The 25,063-nt window shown below is 32.8% G+C and carries 22 protein-coding genes and 2 pseudogenes; 11 read left to right on the top strand and 13 right to left on the bottom strand.

Annotation, left to right across the window (positions count from 1 at the left end):
* Positions 1–86 precede the first annotated feature (86 nt).
* Positions 87–3,242, bottom strand: coding sequence for an ankyrin repeat domain-containing protein (locus tag ABWU64_RS01920; protein ID WP_353279746.1), 3,156 nt, complete (start codon positions 3,240–3,242; stop codon positions 87–89).
* A 705-nt stretch (positions 3,243–3,947) separates the two neighbouring features.
* Between ABWU64_RS01920 and ABWU64_RS01915 the strand changes: the two genes are divergently transcribed.
* Entirely contained in the window at positions 3,948–4,139 is a 192-nt protein-coding gene (locus ABWU64_RS01915; RefSeq protein ID WP_135352727.1) for a hypothetical protein, read from the top strand.
* Positions 4,140–4,416: 277 nt separating this feature from the next.
* On the opposite strand, the gene ligA is transcribed toward ABWU64_RS01915, so the two are convergent.
* Entirely contained in the window at positions 4,417–6,372 is a 1,956-nt protein-coding gene (ligA, locus tag ABWU64_RS01910) for an NAD-dependent DNA ligase LigA (protein ID WP_341815822.1), read from the bottom strand.
* A 159-nt stretch (positions 6,373–6,531) separates the two neighbouring features.
* Between ligA and ABWU64_RS01905 the strand changes: the two genes are divergently transcribed.
* Together ABWU64_RS01905 and ABWU64_RS01900 are read left to right on the top strand one after the other, a co-directional pair.
* Positions 6,532–7,062, top strand: a complete 531-nt coding sequence (locus ABWU64_RS01905; RefSeq protein WP_353279745.1) for a hypothetical protein — start codon at positions 6,532–6,534, stop codon at positions 7,060–7,062.
* A gap of 53 nt (positions 7,063–7,115) precedes the next feature.
* Positions 7,116–7,304, top strand: a complete 189-nt coding sequence (locus ABWU64_RS01900) for a hypothetical protein (RefSeq protein WP_127464317.1) — start codon at positions 7,116–7,118, stop codon at positions 7,302–7,304.
* A gap of 80 nt (positions 7,305–7,384) precedes the next feature.
* On the opposite strand, the gene pyrE is transcribed toward ABWU64_RS01900, so the two are convergent.
* Together pyrE and ABWU64_RS01890 are read right to left on the bottom strand one after the other, a co-directional pair.
* Positions 7,385–7,975 (bottom strand): orotate phosphoribosyltransferase, encoded by a 591-nt coding sequence (pyrE, locus tag ABWU64_RS01895; protein ID WP_015587756.1) that lies wholly within the window; start codon positions 7,973–7,975, stop codon positions 7,385–7,387.
* Positions 7,976–7,977: 2 nt separating this feature from the next.
* Entirely contained in the window at positions 7,978–9,156 is a 1,179-nt protein-coding gene (locus ABWU64_RS01890; RefSeq protein WP_341815824.1) for a dicarboxylate/amino acid:cation symporter, read from the bottom strand.
* Positions 9,157–9,472: 316 nt separating this feature from the next.
* Here ABWU64_RS01890 and ABWU64_RS01885 point away from each other — a divergent pair, with 316 nt between their 5' ends.
* Positions 9,473–9,814 carry a hypothetical protein gene (locus tag ABWU64_RS01885; RefSeq protein ID WP_353274372.1) on the top strand — a complete coding sequence of 114 codons (342 nt, stop codon included), beginning with the start codon at positions 9,473–9,475 and terminating at the stop codon, positions 9,812–9,814.
* Here ABWU64_RS01885 and murB read toward each other — a convergent pair.
* Together murB and hemC are read right to left on the bottom strand one after the other, a co-directional pair.
* A complete protein-coding gene (gene murB / locus ABWU64_RS01880) occupies positions 9,782–10,687 on the bottom strand; it encodes a UDP-N-acetylmuramate dehydrogenase (RefSeq protein ID WP_353279744.1) in 906 nt (301 codons plus the stop codon). The genes ABWU64_RS01885 and murB overlap by 33 nt on opposite strands.
* The gene (hemC, locus tag ABWU64_RS01875; RefSeq protein ID WP_353279743.1) at positions 10,678–11,556 is read right to left on the bottom strand and encodes a hydroxymethylbilane synthase; all 879 of its coding nucleotides are present in this window, start codon (positions 11,554–11,556) and stop codon (positions 10,678–10,680) included. The genes murB and hemC overlap by 10 nt, the downstream gene beginning before the upstream one ends.
* 119 nt (positions 11,557–11,675) lie before the next feature.
* Here hemC and ABWU64_RS01870 point away from each other — a divergent pair, with 119 nt between their 5' ends.
* From ABWU64_RS01870 to ABWU64_RS01855, 4 genes are all read left to right on the top strand, one after another.
* Positions 11,676–11,960, top strand: a complete 285-nt coding sequence (locus ABWU64_RS01870) for a hypothetical protein (RefSeq protein WP_225416248.1) — start codon at positions 11,676–11,678, stop codon at positions 11,958–11,960.
* A gap of 184 nt (positions 11,961–12,144) precedes the next feature.
* Positions 12,145–13,659 carry a protein translocase subunit SecD gene (gene secD, locus ABWU64_RS01865; RefSeq protein ID WP_353279741.1) on the top strand — a complete coding sequence of 505 codons (1,515 nt, stop codon included), beginning with the start codon at positions 12,145–12,147 and terminating at the stop codon, positions 13,657–13,659.
* Between the two features lie 217 nt (positions 13,660–13,876).
* Entirely contained in the window at positions 13,877–14,050 is a 174-nt protein-coding gene (locus tag ABWU64_RS01860) for a hypothetical protein (RefSeq protein ID WP_353279739.1), read from the top strand.
* Positions 14,051–14,195: 145 nt separating this feature from the next.
* Positions 14,196–14,447, top strand: coding sequence for a transposase (locus ABWU64_RS01855; protein ID WP_135352730.1), 252 nt, complete (start codon positions 14,196–14,198; stop codon positions 14,445–14,447).
* A gap of 198 nt (positions 14,448–14,645) precedes the next feature.
* On the opposite strand, the pseudogene ABWU64_RS06455 reads toward ABWU64_RS01855, so the two are convergent.
* From ABWU64_RS06455 to ABWU64_RS01830, 5 genes and pseudogenes are all read right to left on the bottom strand, one after another.
* Positions 14,646–14,881, bottom strand: a pseudogene (locus ABWU64_RS06455) (transposase family protein); the annotation flags it as partial.
* 106 nt (positions 14,882–14,987) lie between these two features.
* A complete protein-coding gene (locus ABWU64_RS01845; protein ID WP_341815393.1) occupies positions 14,988–15,929 on the bottom strand; it encodes a P44/Msp2 family outer membrane protein in 942 nt (313 codons plus the stop codon).
* 59 nt (positions 15,930–15,988) lie between these two features.
* Positions 15,989–17,215, bottom strand: coding sequence for a tRNA (N(6)-L-threonylcarbamoyladenosine(37)-C(2))-methylthiotransferase MtaB (mtaB, locus tag ABWU64_RS01840; protein ID WP_353279737.1), 1,227 nt, complete (start codon positions 17,213–17,215; stop codon positions 15,989–15,991).
* Between the two features lie 112 nt (positions 17,216–17,327).
* Positions 17,328–18,329 (bottom strand): hypothetical protein, encoded by a 1,002-nt coding sequence (locus tag ABWU64_RS01835; RefSeq protein WP_353279735.1) that lies wholly within the window; start codon positions 18,327–18,329, stop codon positions 17,328–17,330.
* A 700-nt stretch (positions 18,330–19,029) separates the two neighbouring features.
* Positions 19,030–19,976 (bottom strand): annotated as a pseudogene (locus ABWU64_RS01830) (hypothetical protein).
* Positions 19,977–20,120: 144 nt separating this feature from the next.
* Here ABWU64_RS01830 and recG point away from each other — a divergent pair.
* Positions 20,121–22,160: an ATP-dependent DNA helicase RecG gene (gene recG, locus ABWU64_RS01825; protein WP_353279734.1), complete on the top strand. Its 2,040-nt coding sequence runs from the start codon at positions 20,121–20,123 to the stop codon at positions 22,158–22,160.
* Between the two features lie 325 nt (positions 22,161–22,485).
* Complete coding sequence (locus ABWU64_RS01820) at positions 22,486–22,680, top strand: hypothetical protein (RefSeq protein WP_041581311.1); 195 nt, start codon at positions 22,486–22,488, stop codon at positions 22,678–22,680.
* Between the two features lie 220 nt (positions 22,681–22,900).
* On the opposite strand, the gene ABWU64_RS01815 is transcribed toward ABWU64_RS01820, so the two are convergent.
* Positions 22,901–23,029, bottom strand: a complete 129-nt coding sequence (locus ABWU64_RS01815; RefSeq protein ID WP_015587766.1) for a ribosomal protein bL36 — start codon at positions 23,027–23,029, stop codon at positions 22,901–22,903.
* Between the two features lie 69 nt (positions 23,030–23,098).
* Positions 23,099–23,917 carry a pyruvate, water dikinase regulatory protein gene (locus ABWU64_RS01810; RefSeq protein WP_341815399.1) on the bottom strand — a complete coding sequence of 273 codons (819 nt, stop codon included), beginning with the start codon at positions 23,915–23,917 and terminating at the stop codon, positions 23,099–23,101.
* 141 nt (positions 23,918–24,058) lie between these two features.
* On the opposite strand from ABWU64_RS01810, the gene ccmC reads away from it, so the two are divergent.
* Positions 24,059–24,769: a heme ABC transporter permease CcmC gene (ccmC, locus tag ABWU64_RS01805; RefSeq protein ID WP_341815400.1), complete on the top strand. Its 711-nt coding sequence runs from the start codon at positions 24,059–24,061 to the stop codon at positions 24,767–24,769.
* Positions 24,770–25,063: the final 294 nt, after the last annotated feature.

The raw sequence follows: 25,063 nt of genomic DNA, 5'->3' as shown, positions 1-25,063 counted from the left end.
CATCCGAGTAGCTTAAAACTGGAATCCAGATTGCAAGTAATCAATTAGGTTGGGTGAGTATGGGTTTTGAATTATAGAAGGAAGCATTAACCATTACTAAACAAAAAGCCTTGATCTGGAGTAGAATGTTTAAAAACAGAAACATCACAAAGATCTCTCTTAGAATGAGAGTTTTCTTTAGCATGTTTGAGTCGTTTAAATATTTCAGTGTCTTTACTTATATTCTTCTCAGCATAAGCATATAAAAGATGCAGTAACTTTCCACCAGCTTGAATAGCAATTTCAACAGTAGTATTTTCATCATTACCATCTGGAGAATAGTTTAAGCTTGGTTTGAAACCATGTTTGTTTTTTGATTCCAGCAATTCTTCTATCTCTTTAAGTAATTTATCTAGCTTACCTGTATCCTTTTGGTTTGCCACTTCTTTTACCTTATTAAACAACTCACCATCTTGAACTCTTTTTATAACATATTTTCTTTTACCTTCTCCATTTTTAACGGATTTGAGATCTATACAACCAACATTAATATTTGGATCAGCAAGAAGAAGATCAACTACCTTGGAATGGCCAAATTTGAGTGCAAATACCAAAGGAGTAATACCTTTCTTAGCCTTAACATTAACATCAGCTCCATAATCCAGAAGATATTTAACTATATTAGTGTGATGGCCTAGTACTGCAAAATGCAAAGGAGTCACACCTGAGTACTTTCCAGCCAGCTGAGCATTAACATCAGCTCCATAATCCAGAAGAAGTTTAACTATATCTACGTGACCATTTTCTACTGACCAATGTAAAAAAGTACGATTTACTTTATCTCTAGCATAAACATTAACTCCTTTCTTAATTAACCGTTCAGCCTTTTTCAAATTTTTATTTTGTAAAGCTAAAAATAATTCATTTGCATTTTTCTCTAATCTTTTTGATTCCTTTTCGTCATTTAAATCCTGTTTATACTTTTCATTCTGAGGCTTTTTGCTATTGTGTTTTCTATTAGTACTATCTTCTAAAGAAAGCTGTGGTTTTACCTCTTGAACTTGATGATATTTTTTAGCTTTCTTCTTTTTATTTTGATCATGTTTACCCTTTTTATTCTGAAGGTTGCTAATATCATCATCTTTCCCTTCATGTTCTGAGCTTTGTGAAGACCTAGAACTTATATCACTCTCTAACACTGAATTTGTATGCTTGTTCTTATCTAAGATCTGATCCTCTTCATGATACCTATTAGCTCTCAACGCATTCATAATCTCTTCAGCATATTCTTTTTTTCCTTCGTTTTGCAATTTCCTTGCTATAAGTTCTGCTTGCTCTATGTTTCCTTTTTCTATTAACTCTAGTGCCTTATTTCTCCATTCTTCAGGACTCGATTTTTCCTGCTCAATATTTACATTACCTTCTTCCCCTGGCTCTATTATTTTCAATAAATTACTCTCATCATCTATAATATATACACTATCAACAGCACGAGTAACTCCAACATACAGAGCGTTCATATAAAATTTATATTTCTCCAAAGACTTATCTTTCTTATCCTTATTTCTTGAAGTGTTAACTTCCCTTTCGTTATATGAATCACGAATTCTATTAATAGTATTCTCTATCTCCCCCTCACTTTTATTCGGACATGCTATATTCCATATTTCATTGTAAGCTTTACATGATATAAACTTGTAAAGAATCACGTTTTCAAATTCCAAGCCTTTGGCTTCATGTATATTAAACACAAGTGGAGTATCAAACAATTTACGAGCATCTTCTTTGCTTTCATCATCCAGAACTAAAACAGCACAATTTACAGATTCATTTATTTTTTTTGCTATTTCTTCTTTTTTATCATCAATAATAAAGCCAACGTTCCCTTTGTTCTTAGTCTCACTCTTCATTAGAAAAGCGTTGTCTACTGTTATTTTATCTTCTGAAGCAAAACAATAATTCTTAAGATGTAGTATACGGTTGGCAAGCTCAATGACTTGTTCACTATTACGATAATTCTTCTCAAGGGTATAAAAAACTTCTGACCCTTGATCCCTTATACATTGATTTTGACAGAGAAAAGATTTTAACTTGGATAGAGAGAAAAAACTAGGATGTATTACTTGATTAATATCACCGCATAACAAAAAATTAGCCTTACTTTCATCTTTTAAACTTTTTAATGTTAAACTCAGTGTGCTCTCGGTCAAATCTTGTACTTCATCTACAACAATCGCACTATACATTCCTTCTGTAATGCACTCATACGCAACAAGATTAGGATCATAATACTCTGAATCTTTTTCTATAAACTTCCTGTACTCTTTAAAAAAATCATAAATACTGTTCCTTTCATCTACAGAAAACATAGATTGTCTGTTTCCTAATTTACCATATCTATCTTTTCCATCTTCTCCCAATAAGTCTCCTCCACCTATTACAGCTGTAAATTCTTCAAATATTTTATCTCCATCTTTTTTATACTCTTTAAATTTATCTTTCTTGCATATTCTGTTGAACCATGAAAAAAATTTACTTCTATCAATAGGCTTCTTTCCTTTTATATCTTCTGCTCGCTTTTCAAGAAACTCATGAAGAGATAAGAAATCAATTTCTTCCGGAGCAGCAATCTTGAACTCATTAGCAGTTTCATCATAGTATTCGTATTCAAGTAATTTTTTTGATTCTTTTATAAGATTTTCGGATTTGGTAATATATAGAATTTTTCCTCCCTCAAACTTCCCTTTTATCTTCTTTAGGCTCTCCAAAGCCACTGATGTTTTTCCACTACCAGCGGCCCCATTGATAACTAAAGGTAATTCAAGCTTTCCAACCCTTTCAACTATATCTTCCTGCTTTGCACTAAAAGTAATAAATTTACCGAGACAACTAACTTGTGGAACATCTTCAATCTCCACTGTATCAGGAACTTCTTCGCTTGTTACTTCTATGTTTTTTATTTTCTCTCTATTTGTTAAAAATCTAGACTTATGATAATCATGATTCAGAATTACTTCTAAAATAACAAAAGCATCTTTGTTGTTATGCTTTATACTTGTAAATAATAATCTGTCACTATCACTTAATTTAGCTCGAGAATATTCAATATTCCCATCACCTTTTATTAATTTTATATTCCCTTGGCTTGTACTGTTGTTCTCTTTTAAATCTTTAATTATTTCGTTGAACTTTTTTCTCAAAGAACTTTTATCATCACCTAAATCATGGTCATTAAACTTCTTATAAAACAATACAATACTCATAATTTCTCTTAATTACTTAATTATATTAAGAGTATAATAATATTGTTAATATGTCAATATTTCTATTATTATATTAACTTTTATTATTTATTAGTACGCAATTCTTATCTCATCATTAAATAAGTAATACTGCAAAGTTGTGGAATAAAAGTTAATGGATTTACTTTTTAGGCAGAGCTCTAATATTATAGATCTTTAATAGTATAATCTTCCCATTTGTCCACTCTGGGCCATGTACGATTAGTAGAAGGAAATAAATTTATACTCATTCAGTATTAAACAACCTAAGTAATTTGGTCACTTCCAGCACCCAAAACCAGTTAGTGTGAAAACATTTTTTTAGAATCAATTGGTGTACCATATAAACTTTTCAATATAGTGATTTTGCTACACTATGAAATCATCTATATTGGCTTACTTTCACTAAATTTACATATGAACCAATTTGCCTAACTTTGCTGCAATGATTTTAAGCTTCCATTTTTACAACCATATTTTTATAGGCTTGTTTTCACAAAGGTAGGTACTTTTTTTGCGTTTTTGGAAAAATGAACATTAAAGATTTTTATGATTCTAATTTGCAGTATGTTTCTGAAACTAAAGTGAATGTTAATAATCCTATATAAAATATAAAAAAATACACAATTCTTGATTTTCTCACAGATATAATTAACAATCAAGCTATATTATTCTAATAAAAAAGTTATGATTTTATGGTGGAAAAAGATATTAGCTGTAGAAAGTGATCCTAGACTTTTAATTGATATAGATAAACAAGCTAACTTAAAGAAAATGTTAGTTCTTTCTTTAAGGGAAGCTATAAATAAACCAGATGTTTCAATTGTTACAAACCTATACGAACATTTTACACAAAAACCTACTAGAAATAGGCGCTAGTACCCTGATTCACAATTCTCAATTATTCGGGAAATATATAAAAATGCCTTTATCCTTGTAAGCAATGATATTGCCAAGCTCAATGAAAAAAATCTTAATCAGATCATTAGTAGAAAAGTAGGGCAGATCGAAACAATTTTGGCTATAGTCTCATTAATTGATAATAAACGACTGATAAAAAAAAGAGCAGGGAGTGTTCAATTATATTAAATAAGAGTCTGATATTAGTTTTCAATTCTTCTATCAGTTAATTCATTCCCGTCAGATTAAGTTGTTTTTAGCACAATTTGTTCCATTGTTCTTCATCTAAAATTTCCACACCCAATTCCATTGCTTTTTTATATTTTGAACCTGGATCTTCTCCTGCAATTAAATAGTCAGTTTTAGTAGAAAGGCTTGAACTGATCTTTGCCCCTAAAACTTTAGCTCTTACTTTTGCCTCCCCTCTGCTCATAGCACGTAGCTTACCAGTAAACACTATAATTTTGTTATTCAAAAAAGAATCGCTAGAGTTGGAGCTCACGGGAAGAATTTGCAGATATGCGGTAAGATCATTTAACATTTTAATGTTACGTTCCTGAGAAAAAAACGATTTTAAAGATTCAGCTACTTTTTCTCCTATACCATCTATACCTACCAACTCAACATCATTTGATGACATCGAATTATACCAGTTATCATAAGATACATAATAATTTGCGAGCAATTCTGCTGCAACTTGGCCGATAAATCTGATACCCAAAGAAAATATGAACCTATCTAGAGTGATTACTCTTCTGTTTTGTATAGCACTTAATAGATTAGCTATTGACTTCTCGCCCCAACCATGATGCTCTTTTAAGGAAAACTCTTTTAATCTTTCCTCTAAAATAAAAATGTCTGGAATTTGTCTTATTAGGCTAAGATCATAAAAAAACTTTATTTGTTTTTCACCAAGGCCAACAATGTCAAATGCATCTTTTGACACAAAATGTTTTAGTTTTTCTACTATTTGAGCCTTGCAATTAAATTCTTCAGGACATCTTACTGCCACTCCTTCAATCTGCACTTTACTACCACATTCAGGACATATGTCAGGAAAAACAAATTCAGGTATATTTGTATGACGAGAACCTTCATCTACTTTGACAATTTGAGGAATTACATCTCCAGCTCTTTTAATTGTTACAACATCTCCTTCTCTTATATCTTTACGTTTTATCTCATCTTGGTTATGTAGACTTGCTCTGCTAACTAGCACTCCGCCAATATTGACTGGTACCAAATCTGCAACTGGAGTTAAAACCCCCGTTCTACCCACCTGTATAAATATTTTATTTAACTTTGTCTTCGCATAAATCGCAGAAAACTTATATGCAAGCGCTGAGCGTGGCGCTTTGTGTGTACTTCCCAGACGACTTTGTAGCACCAAATCATTCACTTTATAGACTATCCCATCGATATCATAATCCAAGTTATAACGACAATCATAGATCTCGTTATAGAACTTTAGCATTCCATTCAAACTACGTGTTAAGGAACGATGCTCATTTACGCAAAAACCAAATTTCTCAAGCTTTTCTAGTATCTCACTTTGACTTTTCTCTATTCCACCAATTAAAGAATAAGCAAAATATCTAAGAGGCCTTTTTGCTGTAATGTTCGCATTCAATTGCTTTAAAGAACCAGCAGCTGCATTTCGAGGATTAGCGAATTCATTATTTTCATTTAACTTTAAAAAGTCGCTGTTACTGATATATATTTCACCCCTTACTTCTAGTCTTCCTTGCACATCTTGTAAAAACTTAGGAAAGCCTTTTATTGTTGCAACATTGTGAGTTACATCCTCTCCTACAAAACCGTCACCTCGAGTTGCAGCTTTAACAAATTTCCCATCTTCATAAATTGCAGAAAATGACAATCCATCAATTTTTGGCTCACATAATATCTCTATTTCATCTGCAATTAAAAATCTCTTTATTTTAGACAAAAATTTTTCTACACCTTGTTCATCATAAGCATTCTCAAGAGAAAGCATAGGTTCTTGATGTTCCACCTTAGAAAATCTCTCATCAGGCGGAGCACCAACACTATCTTGTGTTGCATAAGCTTCTGGCTCTATCGCAGCTAACTTTTTTTTCAGTTCATCATATTCAGCATCACTTATCTCTGGCTTACTTTTTTGATAATATAAGATATTATGGTAATTAATTTGGTTCTGCAGTTTTTCTCTCATCTTTTCCAAGTTAGTCATGATACCAATATAATGCTCTTTATAACCAAGTCATGAATTTTTTTAAAAGGCGTTACAAATTTATACTACTAAACTGAAAATCAGTTATATCAATATTAATATAACGTTTATATTCACATGATAATATTAGAATAATTTTTAAATCAAGGAGTATATTATATGGCAAAATATAGTAATAATTCGAACGATCAACCAAGCTATTATAATCTAAGATCAAATCTTGAACTGCTCAATTCACTACCAAAAAATTCGGAAAGTCAATTGAGTTCTGAAACTTTAGCATATGGTGTGAGTGATACATTAGGAGGCTGGTTGGGCATAGATAAAGCAGCACAAAAAGCAGCAGAACAAGTAATATCTCAAATGGGTAACGATTTAAAACTAGAAGCTAGAAAAGCAGCTCAAGATGAAGTAAAAACAATAGAAGGAAAAATGCTAACTTTAGCTGAAGAGAAAGCTAATCAAATAGAAAAAAAAATATCGACTTCAATTGATAACACAGTAAAGTCAGTAGAAGCAAATGCTGAAAAAGCAGCAAAAAATGCAGCTGAAAAAGCAGTGAAAAAAGTAGGACCAGAAGTTGCAGATTTGCTAAAGCCAGAAATCAAAACTCAGGTAGAAGAAGAAGTAAAAAATATACTGAAGAAAAAATTGAAAGCCTTATCAAACCTGAAATCACAAGCAAAATAGATTATATTGTCACTTCACAAAACAAAGAAGTAAGGAAGCTTTTAGAAGATGAAATGAATAAATTAATCGAAGATGCACATAAAAATTTGAATGGGAAAATAGATCAGATTACATGTGAACTCACAGAAGTAAAATCTGATCTCTTAGAAGCTAGTGCAAAAAGTTTCCTTGAGAGCGCAAAATTATTGTCTTTTGCTGCACAAGATGAAACATGTACAAACCAAGATTTAGTGTATTTCTAATCACAATAGGGTTTTATGGGCGAAATTTAAAAAGCCCATACAAACCTTAGCTAAATGAAGAGAAAATATACTATATAGAATTACTTTGTTAAATATTCTCTACTCCCAGGTTTTGTTATGGGTAATTGTTTTAACTCTCTTGGCAATTCTTCCTCGCTATAGTTTTCGATATTAAGTTCAATCAAAGATATTACAGGAAAGGGCAGTTTTGTTTCACTATTTCTCTTGATCAAAGAAGCTTCAGCAACAACTTTACCTCCCTTCTCTTCTGCACATTTTACTGCTTCAAGTGAAGATTTACCTGTGGTAATCACATCTTCAATTAGTAATATCTTCTCACCTTGTTTAATCTCAAATCCACGGCGTAATTCAAATTTACCATTAACACGTTCGCAAAATATTGTTCGGATTCCAAGCTGTCTGCCAATCTCATAACCCACGATTATTCCACCAATTGCAGGAGATAGTATTAAGTCTACAGGTTCAATAATCTCTTTTCTTATTTTATTCGCCAATAGCTCACAAACGTTCATTGCTCTGCTTGGATTTTCAAAAATTTTAGCGCATTGTATGTAAGTGTTGCTGTGCAGCCCTGACGAGAGTACAAAATGTCCGTGCAAAATCGCACCAGCCTCTTCAAATTCCTTTATTATTGTATTATCTAATATCATTCTTAAGTTTTAAATTCTTTATTAATTATCTGTGTTATACAGATATCAGACCACACATTTATTGCAGTTTCAAACATATCAATGATTGTATAAATAGGCAAAATCAATCCCATAATGTACAAAGGAACATTCATTGATACCAAATAACTAGTTGCCATAAAATAGCACCCCATCGGCACTCCAGCGTTACCAATTGCAGCCCCTGTAGCTAAAAAAATCCATATGAACATCTCACTTAAGGAAAATGTGTGCCCATTCATCTCTGCAACAAACATCACTGTGATTAAAATAAATGCAGCACACGCATTCATATTGACTGTTGTGCATATTGGTAGAATAAAAGATGACAATTTCTTTGGTACCTTTAGCTGATTTTGCACACATTCTATAGTTGTAGGCAGCGTTGCACTAGATGATTTAGAAAAAAATGCAAGTGTAAGTGCTGGCATAACGCCTTTCATCGTTTGAATTGGTGATATACCTTTATACCACATGAGTAGTGGTAAAATTACAAATGCTTGCACGAAATTTGCAGACATTATGCAAGCAAAATACCAAAAAAGACTATGGAATTCACTGCCACCTTTTAACTCGTATAAAAAACATGTGATAAAAGACCACACAGCAAGAGGAATAAACTTTAACAACCCTTGAGCAATTTTAAGAAGTGTATCAAACAGTGCAGAAAATATTTGGTGTAATATATCTTGTTTTTCTTTTGAAAGTGAAATAATAGCTCCGCCCATTAAAAAAGCAATCAATATGCTGCCAATAACGTTATTTTCAAGAAAAACTTGCACAAAATTCGAAGGAATGAGTGATTTTAAGTATGAAAAGTAATTGTGGTTGCTGTCACTCACACTTTCTATCGTGTTACTTATGAAATTTTTTCTTACTGGATCTATGAATAAATAGAAAGATAGTGCAACAAACGCAGCTATAATGGTTGTAAGCAAAGTATAAAACAGCGTCTTTTTAAGTAATACTTTAATTTCAATTGAGTCTTTAAGTCCAGAAATTGTTGAAACTATTGATAGAAAAACTAAAGGTAAACTAATCAATTTCAATAAACTGATAAATATATCACTAAATAGCTTTGCGACTTCAAATATCACTTCATTGTTTAAATAGTAAGCAACTATTGCAAACAGTATAGAAAAGAGTACTGTGAACTTATGCATTAAAAACAAAACTTCAAATTGATACTATACAACAATTTTTGGAATTAGGTTAAGATAACTTGACAAATAAGAGAAAAATAGTGAATATTCTATTATTGATTAAGTTTTTAAAATATGCCAAATTTAATAGTTGATGTATTATTTATACCAGCTATGATAGGAAAGGCAATAGGAGTGAGTACCAATAGGAGCGCTTACAGGTGCTACAACAGGTCTTGTATGTTATGCATTAAGTGCACCTTTATCTCCTCTTATTATAGGCAGTATTGCTACTGTTGTTTCTGCAGCATTTATTTCTATACCCATTGTGTTGTTCATGTCCATATTTGCTGATCCAGATCCAGAATTATTTAAGTTATTCAGTATACTATTTATTCCTCAAGTAGTAATCGGAATTGGTTTAAGTGCAGCTATAAATGCTATTTCAGATACAATGCCAAGTATAAACTCAGCAGCTAACCTTGGTGCACTAATAGGACTTGTTATGTCAGTCCTAGCAGTACTTGCAATGATATATCTACCACCTATAGTTGAAAAAGTAGAAGAATGCTTTTCTTCACAGGAAAAGAATAGCAACCATACTACATCAAGTGATAACACTTCAGAAGTAAATAGCATTGAACAATCAGTAGGTAGAGGTAGAACTATAACTACCTAAAACCCTTATCTCCCACTCAAGCTCAACATTAAATTTATCTTTTACTGCATTTTGTACTCTGTTGCCAAGGTTTTCTAAGTCAAGTGCAGTTGCATTGTTGTAATTGAGCAGAAAATTACAATGTTTCTTAGAAATTTTAGCTCTGCCGTTATTTAATCCTCGGCAGCCAGACTCATCAATCAGTTTCCATGCCTGATAACCCCTTGGATTTTTGAATATACAGCCAGCAGTTTTTCCTCTTACTGGTTGGCTTTTGTTTTTTTTGTCAATAACTTCCTTTAATCTTTGCAATATAAGCTCATACTCTGAACTTACTCCTTTAAATTCAGCTTCAACAAAAATCCACTTGCCTTTTAGATCATGTCCACGATAAAAATATCCCATTTCTTCGCTGGAGAATTCATACAAATTTCCATCTTCTAGATTCACTGCCCTTATCGACTGTACAACACTTGCAATATCACTACCATATGCACCTGCATTCATTTCTATTCCACCACCAACTGTTCCTGGAATTCCTGCAAGAAACTCAAGTCCACTAATTTGCTGCTGCCCGGCAAAGTATGCAAGGTTACTAAGCAATGCAGCACCACCTGCAACAATCGAGTTATTATCTTTACATTTTATATATGCAAATTCCTTACCTAATTTCACCATTATTCCTCGAATGCCACTATCTCGAATTATTATGTTGGATGTTGCACCGATAACACTAATTGGCAACTCCGCATCTTTTATCAAGCATATTAGATCCTCAATGTCACATGGCTTAAAAAGTACATCAGCTTGGCCACCAACATTTAACCATGTCATTTTAGACATCGAAACATTATAACGATAGATTCCACGTACTTTAGGTAAGCTTATAAGCATTTCGATTTTAACTCTACTCCTGCATTCACACCCATTTCTTCTGCATCTTCTACAAATGAAGTGCGTTCAGTAAAGTATATACCTCTCTCGCCCGCTAACATACAACGAAGACGTAGCATGTTTTCACTCATATATTCTGCTAAAGCTGCAAGCGGTGTAAAGCATGAACCATTTACTGTCTTCATGAAACTGCGCTCTGATTTTGCCCTTATAAAAGACATATTATTATTAATTTTCTCTAAAAGATCGATAACTTTTATATCACTCTTTCGGCATTGAATGCAAATTGCCCCCTGCCCTACTGCGTTTAACATGACTTTTGGTGATAATACTTCTGTAATTAAATGGTGTTTTTTTAATCTTATCAGTCCTGCTTCGGCTAAAATCATTCCATCAAAATTCTGATTTTGCAGTCTAGTTGTCACATTTCCACGCAGTGGCACTACATTTAAGTCTGGCCTGAGATTTAACAGCTGAACTTTTCTTCTTATTGAAGAAGTTGCAATTGTAGCCTGCTGTGGCAAAGTTTTTAGGCTCTTATATTTATGAGAAATAAATACATCACATGGACTTAGCCTCTCTAAAACACAAGGAATTGTTAAGTCCTTCGAGAAAAACGCAGGTACATCTTTTAGCGAATGAACCGCCATGTCTATATTGTTCTCAAGTAGCTCATCCTCAATCTCCCTGAGGAACAGTCCTTTACCTCCTATTTCAGCAAGGGTTACATTAGCATATTTATCACCAGAAGTTTTGATTTTTATGATCTCAACGGATAGATTAGGAAAAGACTCTAATAATCTTTGTTTTGCTTCCAAAGCTTGGGTGATCGCAAGGTCGCTTCCTCTCGTACCTATTTTAACTAGCATATATCCTTCATATTATATGTCTATATTCTATGTCCATTTTTTATTATCTCCAGTTTAGTTATTGAATACTTTATAATTAGTACATAGTATCGCGAACATTTAGTAATCGAGGAGTATGTATGTTTGATATTTTAAAAGATTCTAATGGCAGATTTAATAAAAAGAATATTTTACCTCTTGTAGGTGCCACTGTCGCTATTATTCTAACAGCATTAAATGCAGTAGTAGCAATTCCCAGATTTTTCTCTCACCCCTCTCTATCTAGTCCTCTCGTTTGGAAAGATTTAAGTTATAGTAAATTTCTTGCTAATCACATACCACTTAGCATAGTTATTTTCTTAACACTTGGTTTATGCACTTACCTTGCAATTGACAAAATTAGACAAAACAAACAGAGAATCTGAGAGCCAACTCTGAATCTAATACATGTGTTTATACTGCTTCAATAAATGATATTCTAGAAGAACAAAATCAATTATAGAGATATTGGTTCTAGGCTTGTTTTTTATCTTTCACGGACCTTTTCATTTAGGTGCTTGTGATTAGCAACCATTCAGTTTACACTATACCTAAGTATAGTTTAAATTTATGCTAAACAAGCTCACAGTTAAATCTCTTTCAGTATTGCTAATTTTTTTGCTATCTTTATATATAATACTGCCAAACTTCTTTGATAATAAGTTTCTCACCTCAAAAAAGAGGATAAATCTAGGGCTCGACCTGAAAGGTGGATCATCTATACTCCTGAACGTAGATTTAGATTTTTATTTTAAAGAGAAATTGAGCATGCTAGCCGATGAAATAAAAGAAGGTCTGTTAACACAAAGGATTGAATTCAGCATAAAAAACGATAAACAAATAGTTGTAACTTTAAGTAATATGGATGATTACAAAAAAGTTTCGATGTTAATTCATAAAATAAACCCAAACTTAGAGCTGAATAGAAAAGATACTTCAATTTTTATTTCATATAAACCACATTATAAGAATTCATTAATCAATGAAGTAGTTTCAGAGTCAATAATTAATGTTCAAAGACGCTTAGATAAGCTTGGTACTAAGGAAGTAAGTGTGCAGAAACAAGGACAAAATAAGATATTAGTCCAAGTTCCTGGAGTAGAAGACACTCAGCAGATAAAATCTCTGCTTGGCAAAACAGCCAAGCTGACCTTCCATTTGGCAAACACCAATGTAGCTAAAATGCAAGATATCGATCATGACACTACGATTATGCTCAAGGATTCTTTGGGTAATTCCTACCCGATATTCCGCAAAACTGAAATAGGCGGTGATTCATTAGTTAATGCATCAGTCAGATTTGGCAATTTAGGTAAACCGACAGTACATTTTAAATTTGATAGCGTAGCAAGCAAAAGATTTGCAAAAATCACTAAAGAAAATGTAGGAAAGCCCTTTGCAATTGTTCTAGATAACACAGTCTTAACTGTACCAACAATACGTGAGCCCATTCTAAATGGAGAGGGAGAAATTAGCGGTAACTTCACTGAAAAACAGGCAAGTGAACTTGCAATACTTTTAAAATCCGGTGCACTACCAGCACCACTTAAAATAATTGAAGAAAAAAACATTGGTCCAAGCCTTGGAGAAGAGTCAATAAAAGCAGGAGAAGTTGCAGCAATAATATCTATCATAGCCGTTGGTTTATCTATAATAATTACTTACGGCAAATTAGGCTTTTTAGCGTCTGTTGCACTCGTTTTTAATGTAATCTCTATACTACTCATTCTTACCTTACTTGAAGCAACTCTTACTCTCCCTGGAATTGCCGGCATTGCACTAACTGTTGGTATGTCAGTTGATGCAAATGTTTTGATATTTGAACGCATCCGCGAAGAAATAAGAGCAGGAAAAAGAACAGCTCGTGCCATTGAAGAAGGATTTAAAAACGCAATAAAAACAATTCTTGATTCAAACCTCACCACACTAATTGCTTCGGGAATAATGTTCATTATTGGTAGCGGAGCAATTAGAGGATTTTCTATCACTTTATCGATAGGAGTTTTATGCTCGATGTTTTCTGCAATTATAGTCACAAAACTTCTGATAGAATTGTGCATGAACCCAAAAAAGCTAGTACTTTAGTATCTGTTCAGCAGAGTGACAAAATAAGATAGACGAGAAAAGACAACTAAATGGTTGTCATGCAAGTCAGCTATCCAGTCTTTTCGTCGTCAAAAACGTTGTAACATGCTCACCAATTTAGTGAGCATAAAAACAATATATTTGTGGAGGAAAAGGAAAAAAGAAACAGAAACCATCTTCAGGCTATCACAAAGGATATGGCCATAAGATTAAAGATATGGATAGATTTATCAAATTTCTGGATGGAAATCAAGATATTAGAATTGAAAAGATAATTGAAGAATTTGGTAATATGTGTAGAAACACAGTATATAACTACCTTAGCAAAGTAAACTATACATATAAAAAAAACTTTTCTTTATCGAGAAAGAGAAACGCAAAGAGTTCATAAAAAAAAAGTAGAAGAAAGAAATAAATAAAGAAAACTTGATATACATAGATGAGTCTGGAATAGAGGACAATGAATTTTATGAATATGGGTGGTCTCAAAGAGGCAAGAGGTTATTTGCCCAGGGTTTAAAAGAAAGAGGGTAAGCATGATTGGAGCACTAAATGAAGGAAAGGTTAAAGCACCATGGATAATTGATGGCTACTGCAACAGCGAGATTTTTGATGCTTATGTAGAAAATGTACTTGTTCCTGTATTTAAACCTGGACAGACTATTGTTCTCGACAATGCGAGCTTTTATAAATCTGCAAGGACGAAAAATTTGATAGAAAATATTGGGTGTAAAATTTTGTTCTTACCTCCATACTCGCCAGATTTAAATCCGATTGAGAAGTTCTGATCAAGCACGCCATAAGAAAGGCTCTACAAACCTTTTGGCCCAATATTAATTCGGCTATTGATTTTGTTTTTCAGCAATCAGCTAAGCCTTTCTTGGGTTAGCTATATTACTAAAATCTCGTATTCTACATTTGACTTTAATAGCTCTTTATCTTCCTGAAATCTGAATGTTTATCAATGCATCTTCTATTCATCCGTTAGCAATACTTTCACTTATTCCATAGCTTTGCGCTATATGGAAATATGTACGGTATTTACGCAAATATTCTAGTGCTATTAACAAACATGCATTGTTTATTTGGTTTTCCTCCTCTTGCATTTTTCTTGCCTCTTCCTCTATTAAAATTTCTATTATTTTTCCAATGTTTTTCTTTTTACTCCTCTTAGTCTTCGAAGCTTCTCTTCATCAAGTTTACTTACCTGCTCAAAATTTATACCTTCTCTAATATTGCTTCTACTACTTGTTTCTTAAGTTATCCAAGAAGTCTAATGGCAAGCACTGACCACTTTTGCTTCAGATGCCCTTGAACAGATATTATTACTAGAAATTAAACATCAAACCAACTTCAATATTATGAGTGGATATATCATCTGCAATAGGTATTGGGATACTAAAGTAACGATAGCCGAAAAAGGTTTTAACTTCTGGGATTATTGAGTAGTCAACACCAAGCTTTATTTGATAAGCAAACCAAGGAACATTCAGTGGCATTGAATTTTCTGGTGACCCATTAATCTTTTTTAATCTAAAAACTGTTGGCCCTATACCAAGACCAATATACGGAGCAAATTGTGTATCTTGAATGCTGGAGTTATAATAGAAGTTTAATAAAAATGCAAACACGCTTGCTGATTTCTCAAATACCGGAGGAGAATTACTATCTTTAATATTGGCTGTAGAATACATGGCTTCAAAATCAACTCGGCCATTTTCCCCAGCATAGTAACCTAAAGATACGCTCCTAAGCCACTGGAAATCAATTTTGCCGTTAAATTTCTCTATACTCTGAATTTCATCCACTAATCCCGCTTTGATAAACAATGATACTACTTTTTCTTGCAAAGAAAGATTAGGATTAGCTGTATTGATTAAATTAATAAACCTTTCTCCTATTGCCTTTATACCCTTTACAAATGTTTCTGAATTATCATTGTATATCTTACCACCGTTAGCACTAACATAGAAATCAAGTTTTTTTGATTTTTCCTTTGTAGGTTCAGCTTGATCTGTAATACGTGGCCACATATTTTTCTGACCAGCTGCTTGGAAAATAGAAGGTGAACTACTTTTAAGTTCTTGATATTTTATTGGTATTTCTCTTTCAGCAACCTCTTCAGAACGTATTACACTTTCATTATTATCTGTTTCTAATTTTAACGGTTGTACTTGCTCAATGTGTCTATTGTTACTGATATAAGTAATAAAAAAATAGACACACGGAATGAAGATGAAAAATAAAGCAATAGATATTCTAATTATCATAAATGAATTATCACTTATAGTATAACTACTATATCATATATTCCTTTAATGTACAAAAATTAAGAAATAATATTTCCAATTAAACAATTATTTTCTATTCCTTTAACATGAGCTTTCACAATACTTTTAGCTTGAACTCTTGATGTAAGTTTTATTACTGCAAAATTTTCTGTTCTACCAATATTATTCTGCTCAACCAAAACGCTTTGCTCAGTGCCGAGCAAAGATTGATAAAAACTGCTCATCATTTCTTTATTTATTTCTCTTAGATGCTTTACTCGTTCTTTACGTACATTCTCTGGTATTTGTGGCATCCGTGCAGCAGGTGTGTTTTTCCGCTCTGAATATGGAAAAGCATGTAGATAAACTACATTTATTTTTTTCAGTAAATCAACTGTATCCTGAAACATTTCATCAGTTTCTGTTGGAAATCCAGCAATAATATCAGCGCCAAATGCTATATTAGGTCTTAAGCTCTTCATTTTATGATAAAATTCTATCACTTGTTCTCTATTGTGACGACGTTTCATTCTCTTTAGTATTAAATTATTACCAGACTGTAGACTCAAGTGTAAGTGAGGCATAAGTCTTGACTCATTAGCCATTAAATCCATTAGTTCATCATCAACTTCAGCAACATCAATAGAGGAAAGTCTTAGTCTCTTTAACTGTGGTATATCCTTTAAAACTCTCCTAACCATCGAACCAAGTGATTGCTTACCAAACAAATCTGTACCAAAGTCAGTAATATCAACACCTGTAAACACCACTTCTTGATACCCATTTTCTATAAAAATCTTAATTTGCTCTATAATATTGTTTACTGGCACAGATCGATTATTCCCTCTTGCCTCAGTAATTGAGCAAAATGTGCAGCTATGATTACAACCATTTTGAATTTCAATAAATGCCCTTGATTTATCTTCAAATCCATTAATGAGAATAGGTTCTACTTGGTTATCACTGACTAAGGTTTCATCATTATTTAGTAGATAATTTTCAGCTCTTAGTTTGTCTTGATTACCTAGCACTTTACTTACACCAGGAATATCACTATATGATTTAGGATCTAATTGAACAGCGCAGCCAACTACGATAATTTCTTTACTTGGGTCATTCTTATAGATCTTACGTATTTTTTGCTTTACTTGACGTTCTGCTTCGTTTGTCACTGCACAGCTATGCACCACAACAACATTTTCTCTCTTCGCTTTTTTTAATGCTTCTTTGATTAACTCACTCTCGTAGAAATTTAGACGACAACCAAATGTTATTACTTCATTCATGCTTTTGCTTTAATAGGTCTAAATTATATCAAATATCCAAGAAAAATGACTATTTTTTGGTGGATAAATGTATAACTAGTGCAAAAATACCATCAATCTCACTTTCTTCTTTTTAAATATAAAGATCTTTACACCAAGAAACATCATTGTGGCCAACCCTTTGATTATCGATCTTTTCTGCCTGGTCAAGATACTCACCACCATTTTCAATAAAGTTAACATCATATGATTGAGCCATATCTCTTAATTCATGATTAAAAGCAAGTTGAGCGATGTTTTGCTCAAAAAAATACGACTTTTCAGGCTTAGAATAAAATATTGCACACATTATATCTTTTCCAGGCTTAGCTTGGAGTATCTCTTCTATTCTCTCTTTTCCTAGCTTTTCTTCAAATTTTGTCTTTATTCTATCTTGGCTAAGTATATTTTGTTTATATTGATCACAGATCTTTTGTAATATAAGCAAATCTGTAACAGCAATTATGTCATTATTGTCTTTACTTACTAATATTCCATCAGGTATCGTTATATCACTTCCTATACCTTTTTGCTCATTATCCCTGTTATAAAGTTTTTTTCTCTGTTCTATGTACTTATCGTTACCGATACTATCGAGAGCATCAAAATCTATATAAATTATCCCTTCTTCTATTTTAGATTCTTTTTGCCTGCATAGCATACAATAAGCTGCAATGTACCGGAAGGTATCAATTTCAATTGCAAAACTGGTTCTTTCTTCAGGTTTTTTGTTATACATATCATGAAAGTAATCTTGAATGCTCATGTCCTTTCCATTGATTTTCCATCCTTGATCAACTTCTTTCCAACAAGGATTATATTTAGGGTCATGTAGATCTATAACATATACTCCTTTTACCTCTTTAAATCTATCTCTTAATTCCTCGATTTGACCTGATTTGAATCCTGATCCGTTTACAACTAAAAAGATATCTCTTTCTTCGTTAGTCTTTTGTTTATGTTTAATTAATACATCCACATAATTAAATTTGCTATTTTTGCCGTCCGGCAAAGTTTTTCCAGTATCTTTTGGAATCCACGTTACAATAATTGGCGCTGTGTTTGGTAAAATTTGCATTTTTTTATCTATACCCATAAATCTTCTATAATAGTTGCTATGTTTTATTTTATCATAAAATTATTAGTTATTATTAAATGTACAGAAAAAACAACAAGATATCAGTTCTTTTGGATGCAATAGACTCATTAACTCTTTCTATATTGATATAGACTTCATAATTTAACTACAATTACAGTATGTTATTTAGATACTTCTGAACTCACCACTTTATTCCACTGATCTTCATCTAAAATTTACCACCCCCAATCCCACTGCTTTTTTATATTTTGACTAGGTCTTCTCCTACAATTAGGTAATCAGTACTTTTATCTGAAATGTACCATATAACTACACCAAGCTACAAATATGACACAAGAATTTAGATTATTTTAGTTATTCTCTTGTATAAGATACTCTTTTATCAAAAAGAGGACTATATGAGTGAAGCAACTTTTTCTGAAAAAATCAGCTTTCTAGAGAGGACATAGCAGAGTTAAAAGAACTTATGTATCTTGAACGAAGTGAAGTAAGTGAAAGTGGAACAGGTCTATATTTAGGAATTGAGACAAGGCCTCATTTAGGTAAATATTGCTATGCAGACTTTTCTTGATAGCAAGCATATTGCTTTTTAGAAAAATATTAGTAGCATCAAACAAGAGATTGATATTAGTTTTTCTGTCAGATTAAGTTGCGTCTAGTACAACTGACTATGCAAATAAGCTTTGAAATATTTTAATTAGAGTGTATTTTCGTGTTCATTGCTATGAATGGGTAGCTGCACACTTTCCAGATGGCTATTCACTTCGATTGAATCGCCTAAATCATGTTCTATTTTTAATTTAAATCCTAACTTCTCGCAGAATTTGTAGAAATATTCTTTAATAATATCAAATAAATTTCTGCCATCAGTTTTATAATCTCTCAATTTTCGAGGCACAGTCAGTGAGAATTTGCCATCTTTATATACCACACTACCTTTTCCATCCTGAGATTCAAGTGTAAATTCCAGTGAGCTGGATAGATCACATAGCTTATCACCGAATTGACCATTACTCTCGTGGAAGAATATCGGTAGTTTCATATCAGACCTAATACTCACATTATTTTGGTTAACATAATCGATATTTATAACTTTTTCAGGGGAAGGTACTATAAGTGAATATTGTTCAAGTGAATTTTGAGATTCTATAGATACAATAGCTTCATACCCTGCCTGATTACAATTGGTAACCAACTCCTCTAAGATAGAGTCACTTGGAACTTGAGCTTCAGCATATCTAAACATTTCCTTAAAAATCTCTTTTGCGAACGGTCGATAATTTCCGTTCTCTTTCTCTGGTAATAGGTGAGCATAATTTGTACCTAGACTGTAAAATTCTTCAAATTTCTTTTTGTACTGGTCATTTTTTTATGGTCAGGAATTTTTTCGTTTTTGTAATGTTCTGCCCAAATCTTGTCAAATTCTTTTTTGTCTCTATTTATCAGTGCTTTAATTAAGATTTTATCTACACTTTGATCATTAATAGTAAAATCCATTCTGTCAATGTCTTGATACGCCTGTTTACCAGAGTTTGCTTCCACATTCTTTTTACCAGCTCTTAACTTGCTAAAATCAAACTTTTCTGCCTGAGCTTTTAGTGTAACGACTGGATTTTCATTTTTTTCCTGTGTAGAGTTGTTCATTGTTAATACTTTGATATGAATTGCTGATAGTATAATAATACATAAAAATAGTTAATATGTCAATAATATACTTAACATAGACAGTCATAATAGGGTGACAGGATTTTAGTAAGGCTCTATTATGAATAAACGGTTTTACACAGTATGAATGTTGATGAGCAGTCAAGTGTGCTGACTTTTCTAAATAGTAAAATTGAGAATATACCAAGGTTTCATTCCGCAATATTGCCTAAACTTTGCGGCGGAGACAGAGTAATGGACTTGCTGTTTTATAGGCCGCTCAGTTATGTGGATAGAAGTAAATCACTACCTGATGCTCAAGTGGGAGAATTTACAACTTTTATGGCAAAAGTGCATGAGCACCAGCGCCCCACTGTTAGAGGTAGGCCATATAAAATAATCGTTGAAAGTGAAAGTCAGTATTTATTTATAGTTTTTTTTAATTACTCAGTTAAATATTTGTATAAATTATTTCCAGTTGGAACAGATATAGTCATCAGTGGTAAACTTGAAAAGTTTGCCGAACATTGGCAAATTACTCACCCAGATTACATGTTGTCTGATATCAATCAATTTAAAGAAATAGCCTGCATAGAGCCAATTTACCAATTATGTCGCGGTATTACTAACAAGAGCATTAGAAACATAATAAGTTCTAATCTAAAAGATTTGCCTGATTTGCCAGAGTGGATAGATGAAACATTAATCAAGCAAAAGAAATGGCTGAATTGGAAAGAAAGCATCATAAGATTGCACAGACCGAGCTCACTCGTAGAAGCAGAAGTTTGCAGAGAAAGACTTGCTTATGATGAGCTATTTGCGTACCAGTTGGCACTAAAGCTTGCAAGGGAAAATCATGTAAAAAAAGGAGGAAGGGAATTTGTAATATTGAATAAATACAAAGAGCAGGTCTTAAATGAATTACCGTTCCAATTAACAAATGATCAAATTCGAGCGATAGATGAAATCTCAGAAAGACAAAAATCCAAATACCGTATGGTAAGTCTGCTACAAGGTGACGTTGGTAGTGGAAAAACCGTGGTTGCACTCTTTACGATGCTGAATGTGGTAGAAAATAACATGCAAGCAGCTTTAATGGCACCAACCACTATCTTAGCGGAGCAACATTATAATTGGATCGAAGAAGCTCTATCTTGTACTGATATAAAAGTTGCTTTGCTTACTGGTAAAACTGCGCGCAAGGAAAGAAAGATTATTATGAACGAACTTGCAAGTGGTATTTTAAATATAGTAATTGGTACTCATGCATTATTTCAAGCCAACGTTACATTTAAAAATTTAGGACTCGCAGTCATAGACGAACAACAGCGATTTGGAGTGATGCAGAGGAATCGGTTGGTAGGAAAAGGAGAAAATACCGATATACTTTTTGTTACTGCAACTCCCATTCCAAGAACCTTGCAGCAAGCTATGTATGGTGACGTTGAATGTTCTATTTTAAGGGAAAAACCAAAATCTAGATTGCCAATAAAAACCGTTATTATGAACGTTAAAAAAGTATCAGATATTATTCAAAGACTGAAAGATGCTATAAATAGAGGCGAAAAAGCATATTGGATTTGTCCATATATAGAAGAAAACGAAGAACTCAATATTGCCGCAGCAGAAATGCGCTTTCAGGAACTACAAAAGACATTTTTTGATAGAATTGGAATAATACACGGAAAACTAACTCAAGAGCAGAAAGATCAAGTGATGTTTTCCTTCAAGAGGAATGAATTTTCTCTGCTTGTTGCAACCACTGTGATAGAAGTTGGTATAGATGTACCAGATGCAACTATTATGATTATAGAGAATGCAGAGCAGTTCGGGTTATCGCAATTACATCAGTTAAGAGGTAGAGTAGGACGAGGAAATAAACCGTCTTTTTGTATACTGTTATATGACAATCTCAGTAAAAGTTCGTATTCAAAGTTAAAGATTATGTGTGAGTCACAAGATGGATTTTATATTGCTGAAAAGGATATGATGCTGAGGGGTAGCGGAGATATTTTAGGCACAAAACAATCAGGGTGCATGGAGTTTAAATTTGCTGATTTATATGAGGACAGAGAATTGCTCAACCTTGCATATAATAATGCAAAAGGTACAATAGCTAATTTTGAATTACTGCTTGATATATTTGAATATAGAAGTAGACTACATTTTTCAAAATTTCAGTAATCTTCCAAGCCATAACCTTCATGAGTAGAAGTTCCTTGACAGACGGGAGTATTTAACAAACCATACGCGTCAAGTTAAGGAAAAATAAGAGTGAAGAAGAAGTTTTTACCATAAGAATAAATTGTGCAGAGTTAATAGCAGGCCCTGTAAACAAAATGTTAGCAGGTCAAATTAATCAAGGGCAGGAAGTATAAAAATGGAAAAAAAGCGGTAACTTAGCCGAATGACAATAAATATATAGAAGGTACCGTTTTAAAGAGCACAAAAGGAATACACAGTAAAAGCGAGGAGAAGTTGAGAATATGTATGGAAGCAGTGTGGAGCAGTGGCTGCCAATGATCAAAAATTTACCACAATTACAGAAGTATACATAAGAGGTTTAAAAGGTGATGCAAAAAGGGAATTTTGGCAAAATGACTTAAGTATGCACAACAAGATCCAGATTTACATAATTGATGATCAGATGTCATTCATGCTCAGCCTATATATAGAAAAAATTCTCAAGCTCAAGAGGGCTTAGGGTGGAACTAAAATTCATGGACTTGTTGACGCACGTAATTAATTTCTTTTTTTTAAGTTAATTAATGTTAACGAGCCACGTCTGCCTGTAATCATGTTAATACCAAAATATAATGTAAGAGAAGAAATGGGCAGTGCTATGGTTAAATACAACAATTTTTGTTTTTTTCTAAACATGCTTCCATATGAAAAACATATGACATAAAAAGGCAAACAAAAAGCTAAGAACCTTGACGCGCTTTACATCTTGGCTTTACCTTATTTATAACATAAACCTTACTACCCCTTTTCACAACTTTACAATTTTTATCTCTGTTACGATGAGATTTTAGTGACCCTTTAACTTTCATATCTACAGTAAGAATAGAATTAGCTTACATTATGATCACTGACAGAGAGTTAGTCAATTGATAAATTTTTCACATTTTATTAAAATACTGTATAATTGTCGCTGATACTTCTTCGATTGACTTTTGCGTGACATCAATAATTGGCCAGTTATTTTGCTTAAAGAACTCCTCTGCTTCTTTAATTTCCTTTTCTACTTTTCTAGGGTCAGCATATATATTATTACCTTCATTATTAATTGAAGTCAGTCTATTTTTGCGTATTTCTATTAGCCTTCTTACGTCTATTGTTACTCCTATAGTCAGTTTATTTTTTAATTTTGCTAAGTCGACGTAAAAGGGTATCTCGCTAACAAAAGGAACATTTGCAACTTTATAGCCTCGGTAAGCTAAATACATACTGGTGGGAGATTTTGATGTGCGTGAAACTCCAACCAAAATTATATCGGCTTTATCAATATCTTGAATATTTTGTCCATCATCATGATTAATGGTATAGTTTATTGCCTCAATGCGCTGAAAATATTCGTTATTTATCTCAGCATGTAAGTCAAGTTTTTCGTCTTTTTTAATTTCAAGATAGGATGAGATTTCCCTAATAATGTGTGATAATATCGCTCTGTAGGGAATTTTTAGCTTTATACAATTATTTTTTAGACATTTTCTTAGCTCATCATTAGTAATAGTGCATATAACAAAATTATGCTCATCACTTTTTCTATTAATTTCCTCTAAAATTTTGTCAATCTGCTCTTCTTCTTTTACGAAAGACCAAACATATTCGATCGTTTCTACAGAACGAAAGTGTTTCAGAGCTGATTTTGCAACTGATATAACAGTTTCACCACTTGAATCTGACACTAAGTGTAGGTTAAGCTTTTTAAGGGTCATCAACGTTATACTAAAATAATAGCAAGCAATCTGCTACTGAAATTGTGCTAATTTATTATACTACGTAAATATAGAAAAACTATCTTGTTGATAAAACTCAAACTAATTGATAAGTTCTTAACACAATTATTCTCAAAACAAATGTTTTTATTAAAGCCTACAAATTTCACTTCTTTTACTAAAAAAGCTCTACCTTGGCTTGGGGTTATTTGTTTCGCATGTTTTTTAATTGGAATGTTCTTGGCATTATTCTTCTCCCCAGGAGATTATAAACAAGGAGAAATTGTACGAATTATGTATCTTCATGTGCCTTCTGCATGGCTTGCTCTTGGAATATACGGACTCATTGCATTACTCAGTTTCATTTCGTTGGTATGGAACAATAGTGTTGCTAGTGTCTTAGCACATGCTGCTGCTCCTGCAGGGACAGTCTTTTCGGCAATATGCTTAATCACAGGTAGCATCTGGGGAAAAGGAACATGGGGTACTTGGTGGGTATGGGATGCAAGGCTTACTTCAATGCTGATTTTGTTTTTTCTGTATGTTGGTTATCTTTCATTGTGGAGCGCTTTTGATAATCAAGCAAGAGCAGAGAAATCATCAGCAGTATTTGCCATTTTTAGTGCTATAAATATTCCCATAGTAAAATTTTCTGTGAATTTATGGTCTACTCTTCATCAGCCAGCAAGTATTTTTAGAAAAGGTGGAGTAGCAATAGAAGGTTCTTTACTGCTGCCACTCATTGCAATGTTTATATTTTGTACCACACTTTTTTTAGTAGTGTGGATACTTAATGCCCTTCATTTAATTAATTTGCAGAAGATAAAGAGAGAAATTAGCATGCGATATTAGGTATACAGTTCCAGAGTGTAATGTTGTGAACAGCGACGGAAATTAAAATGTAGAGCAATCATCCATTAGCAAGTTCCAGAACTAATTACGTACAAACCACACTTCAAGATTATAGTGATTAATCACGGGAAAGTAGAAGAATCATGACTCTCTAAGGTGAACTGTATGAAAAATTAGCAAAGATACGTTAAAAATTGAAAGAAAATTTCTATTGATAGATATGCTATATTTATAATGCAAGTTATTAAATTTTTAATTACTTTAGCTTATAATAATTTCTGAGTTAACCTGAGA

The sequence above is a fragment of the Wolbachia endosymbiont (group B) of Xanthorhoe designata genome, from assembly GCF_964028585.1.
In the GTDB taxonomy this organism is placed as follows: domain Bacteria; phylum Pseudomonadota; class Alphaproteobacteria; order Rickettsiales; family Anaplasmataceae; genus Wolbachia.
The sequence above is the reverse complement of the archived record's forward strand: the minus strand, read 5'-3'. Positions and strand labels throughout refer to the sequence as shown.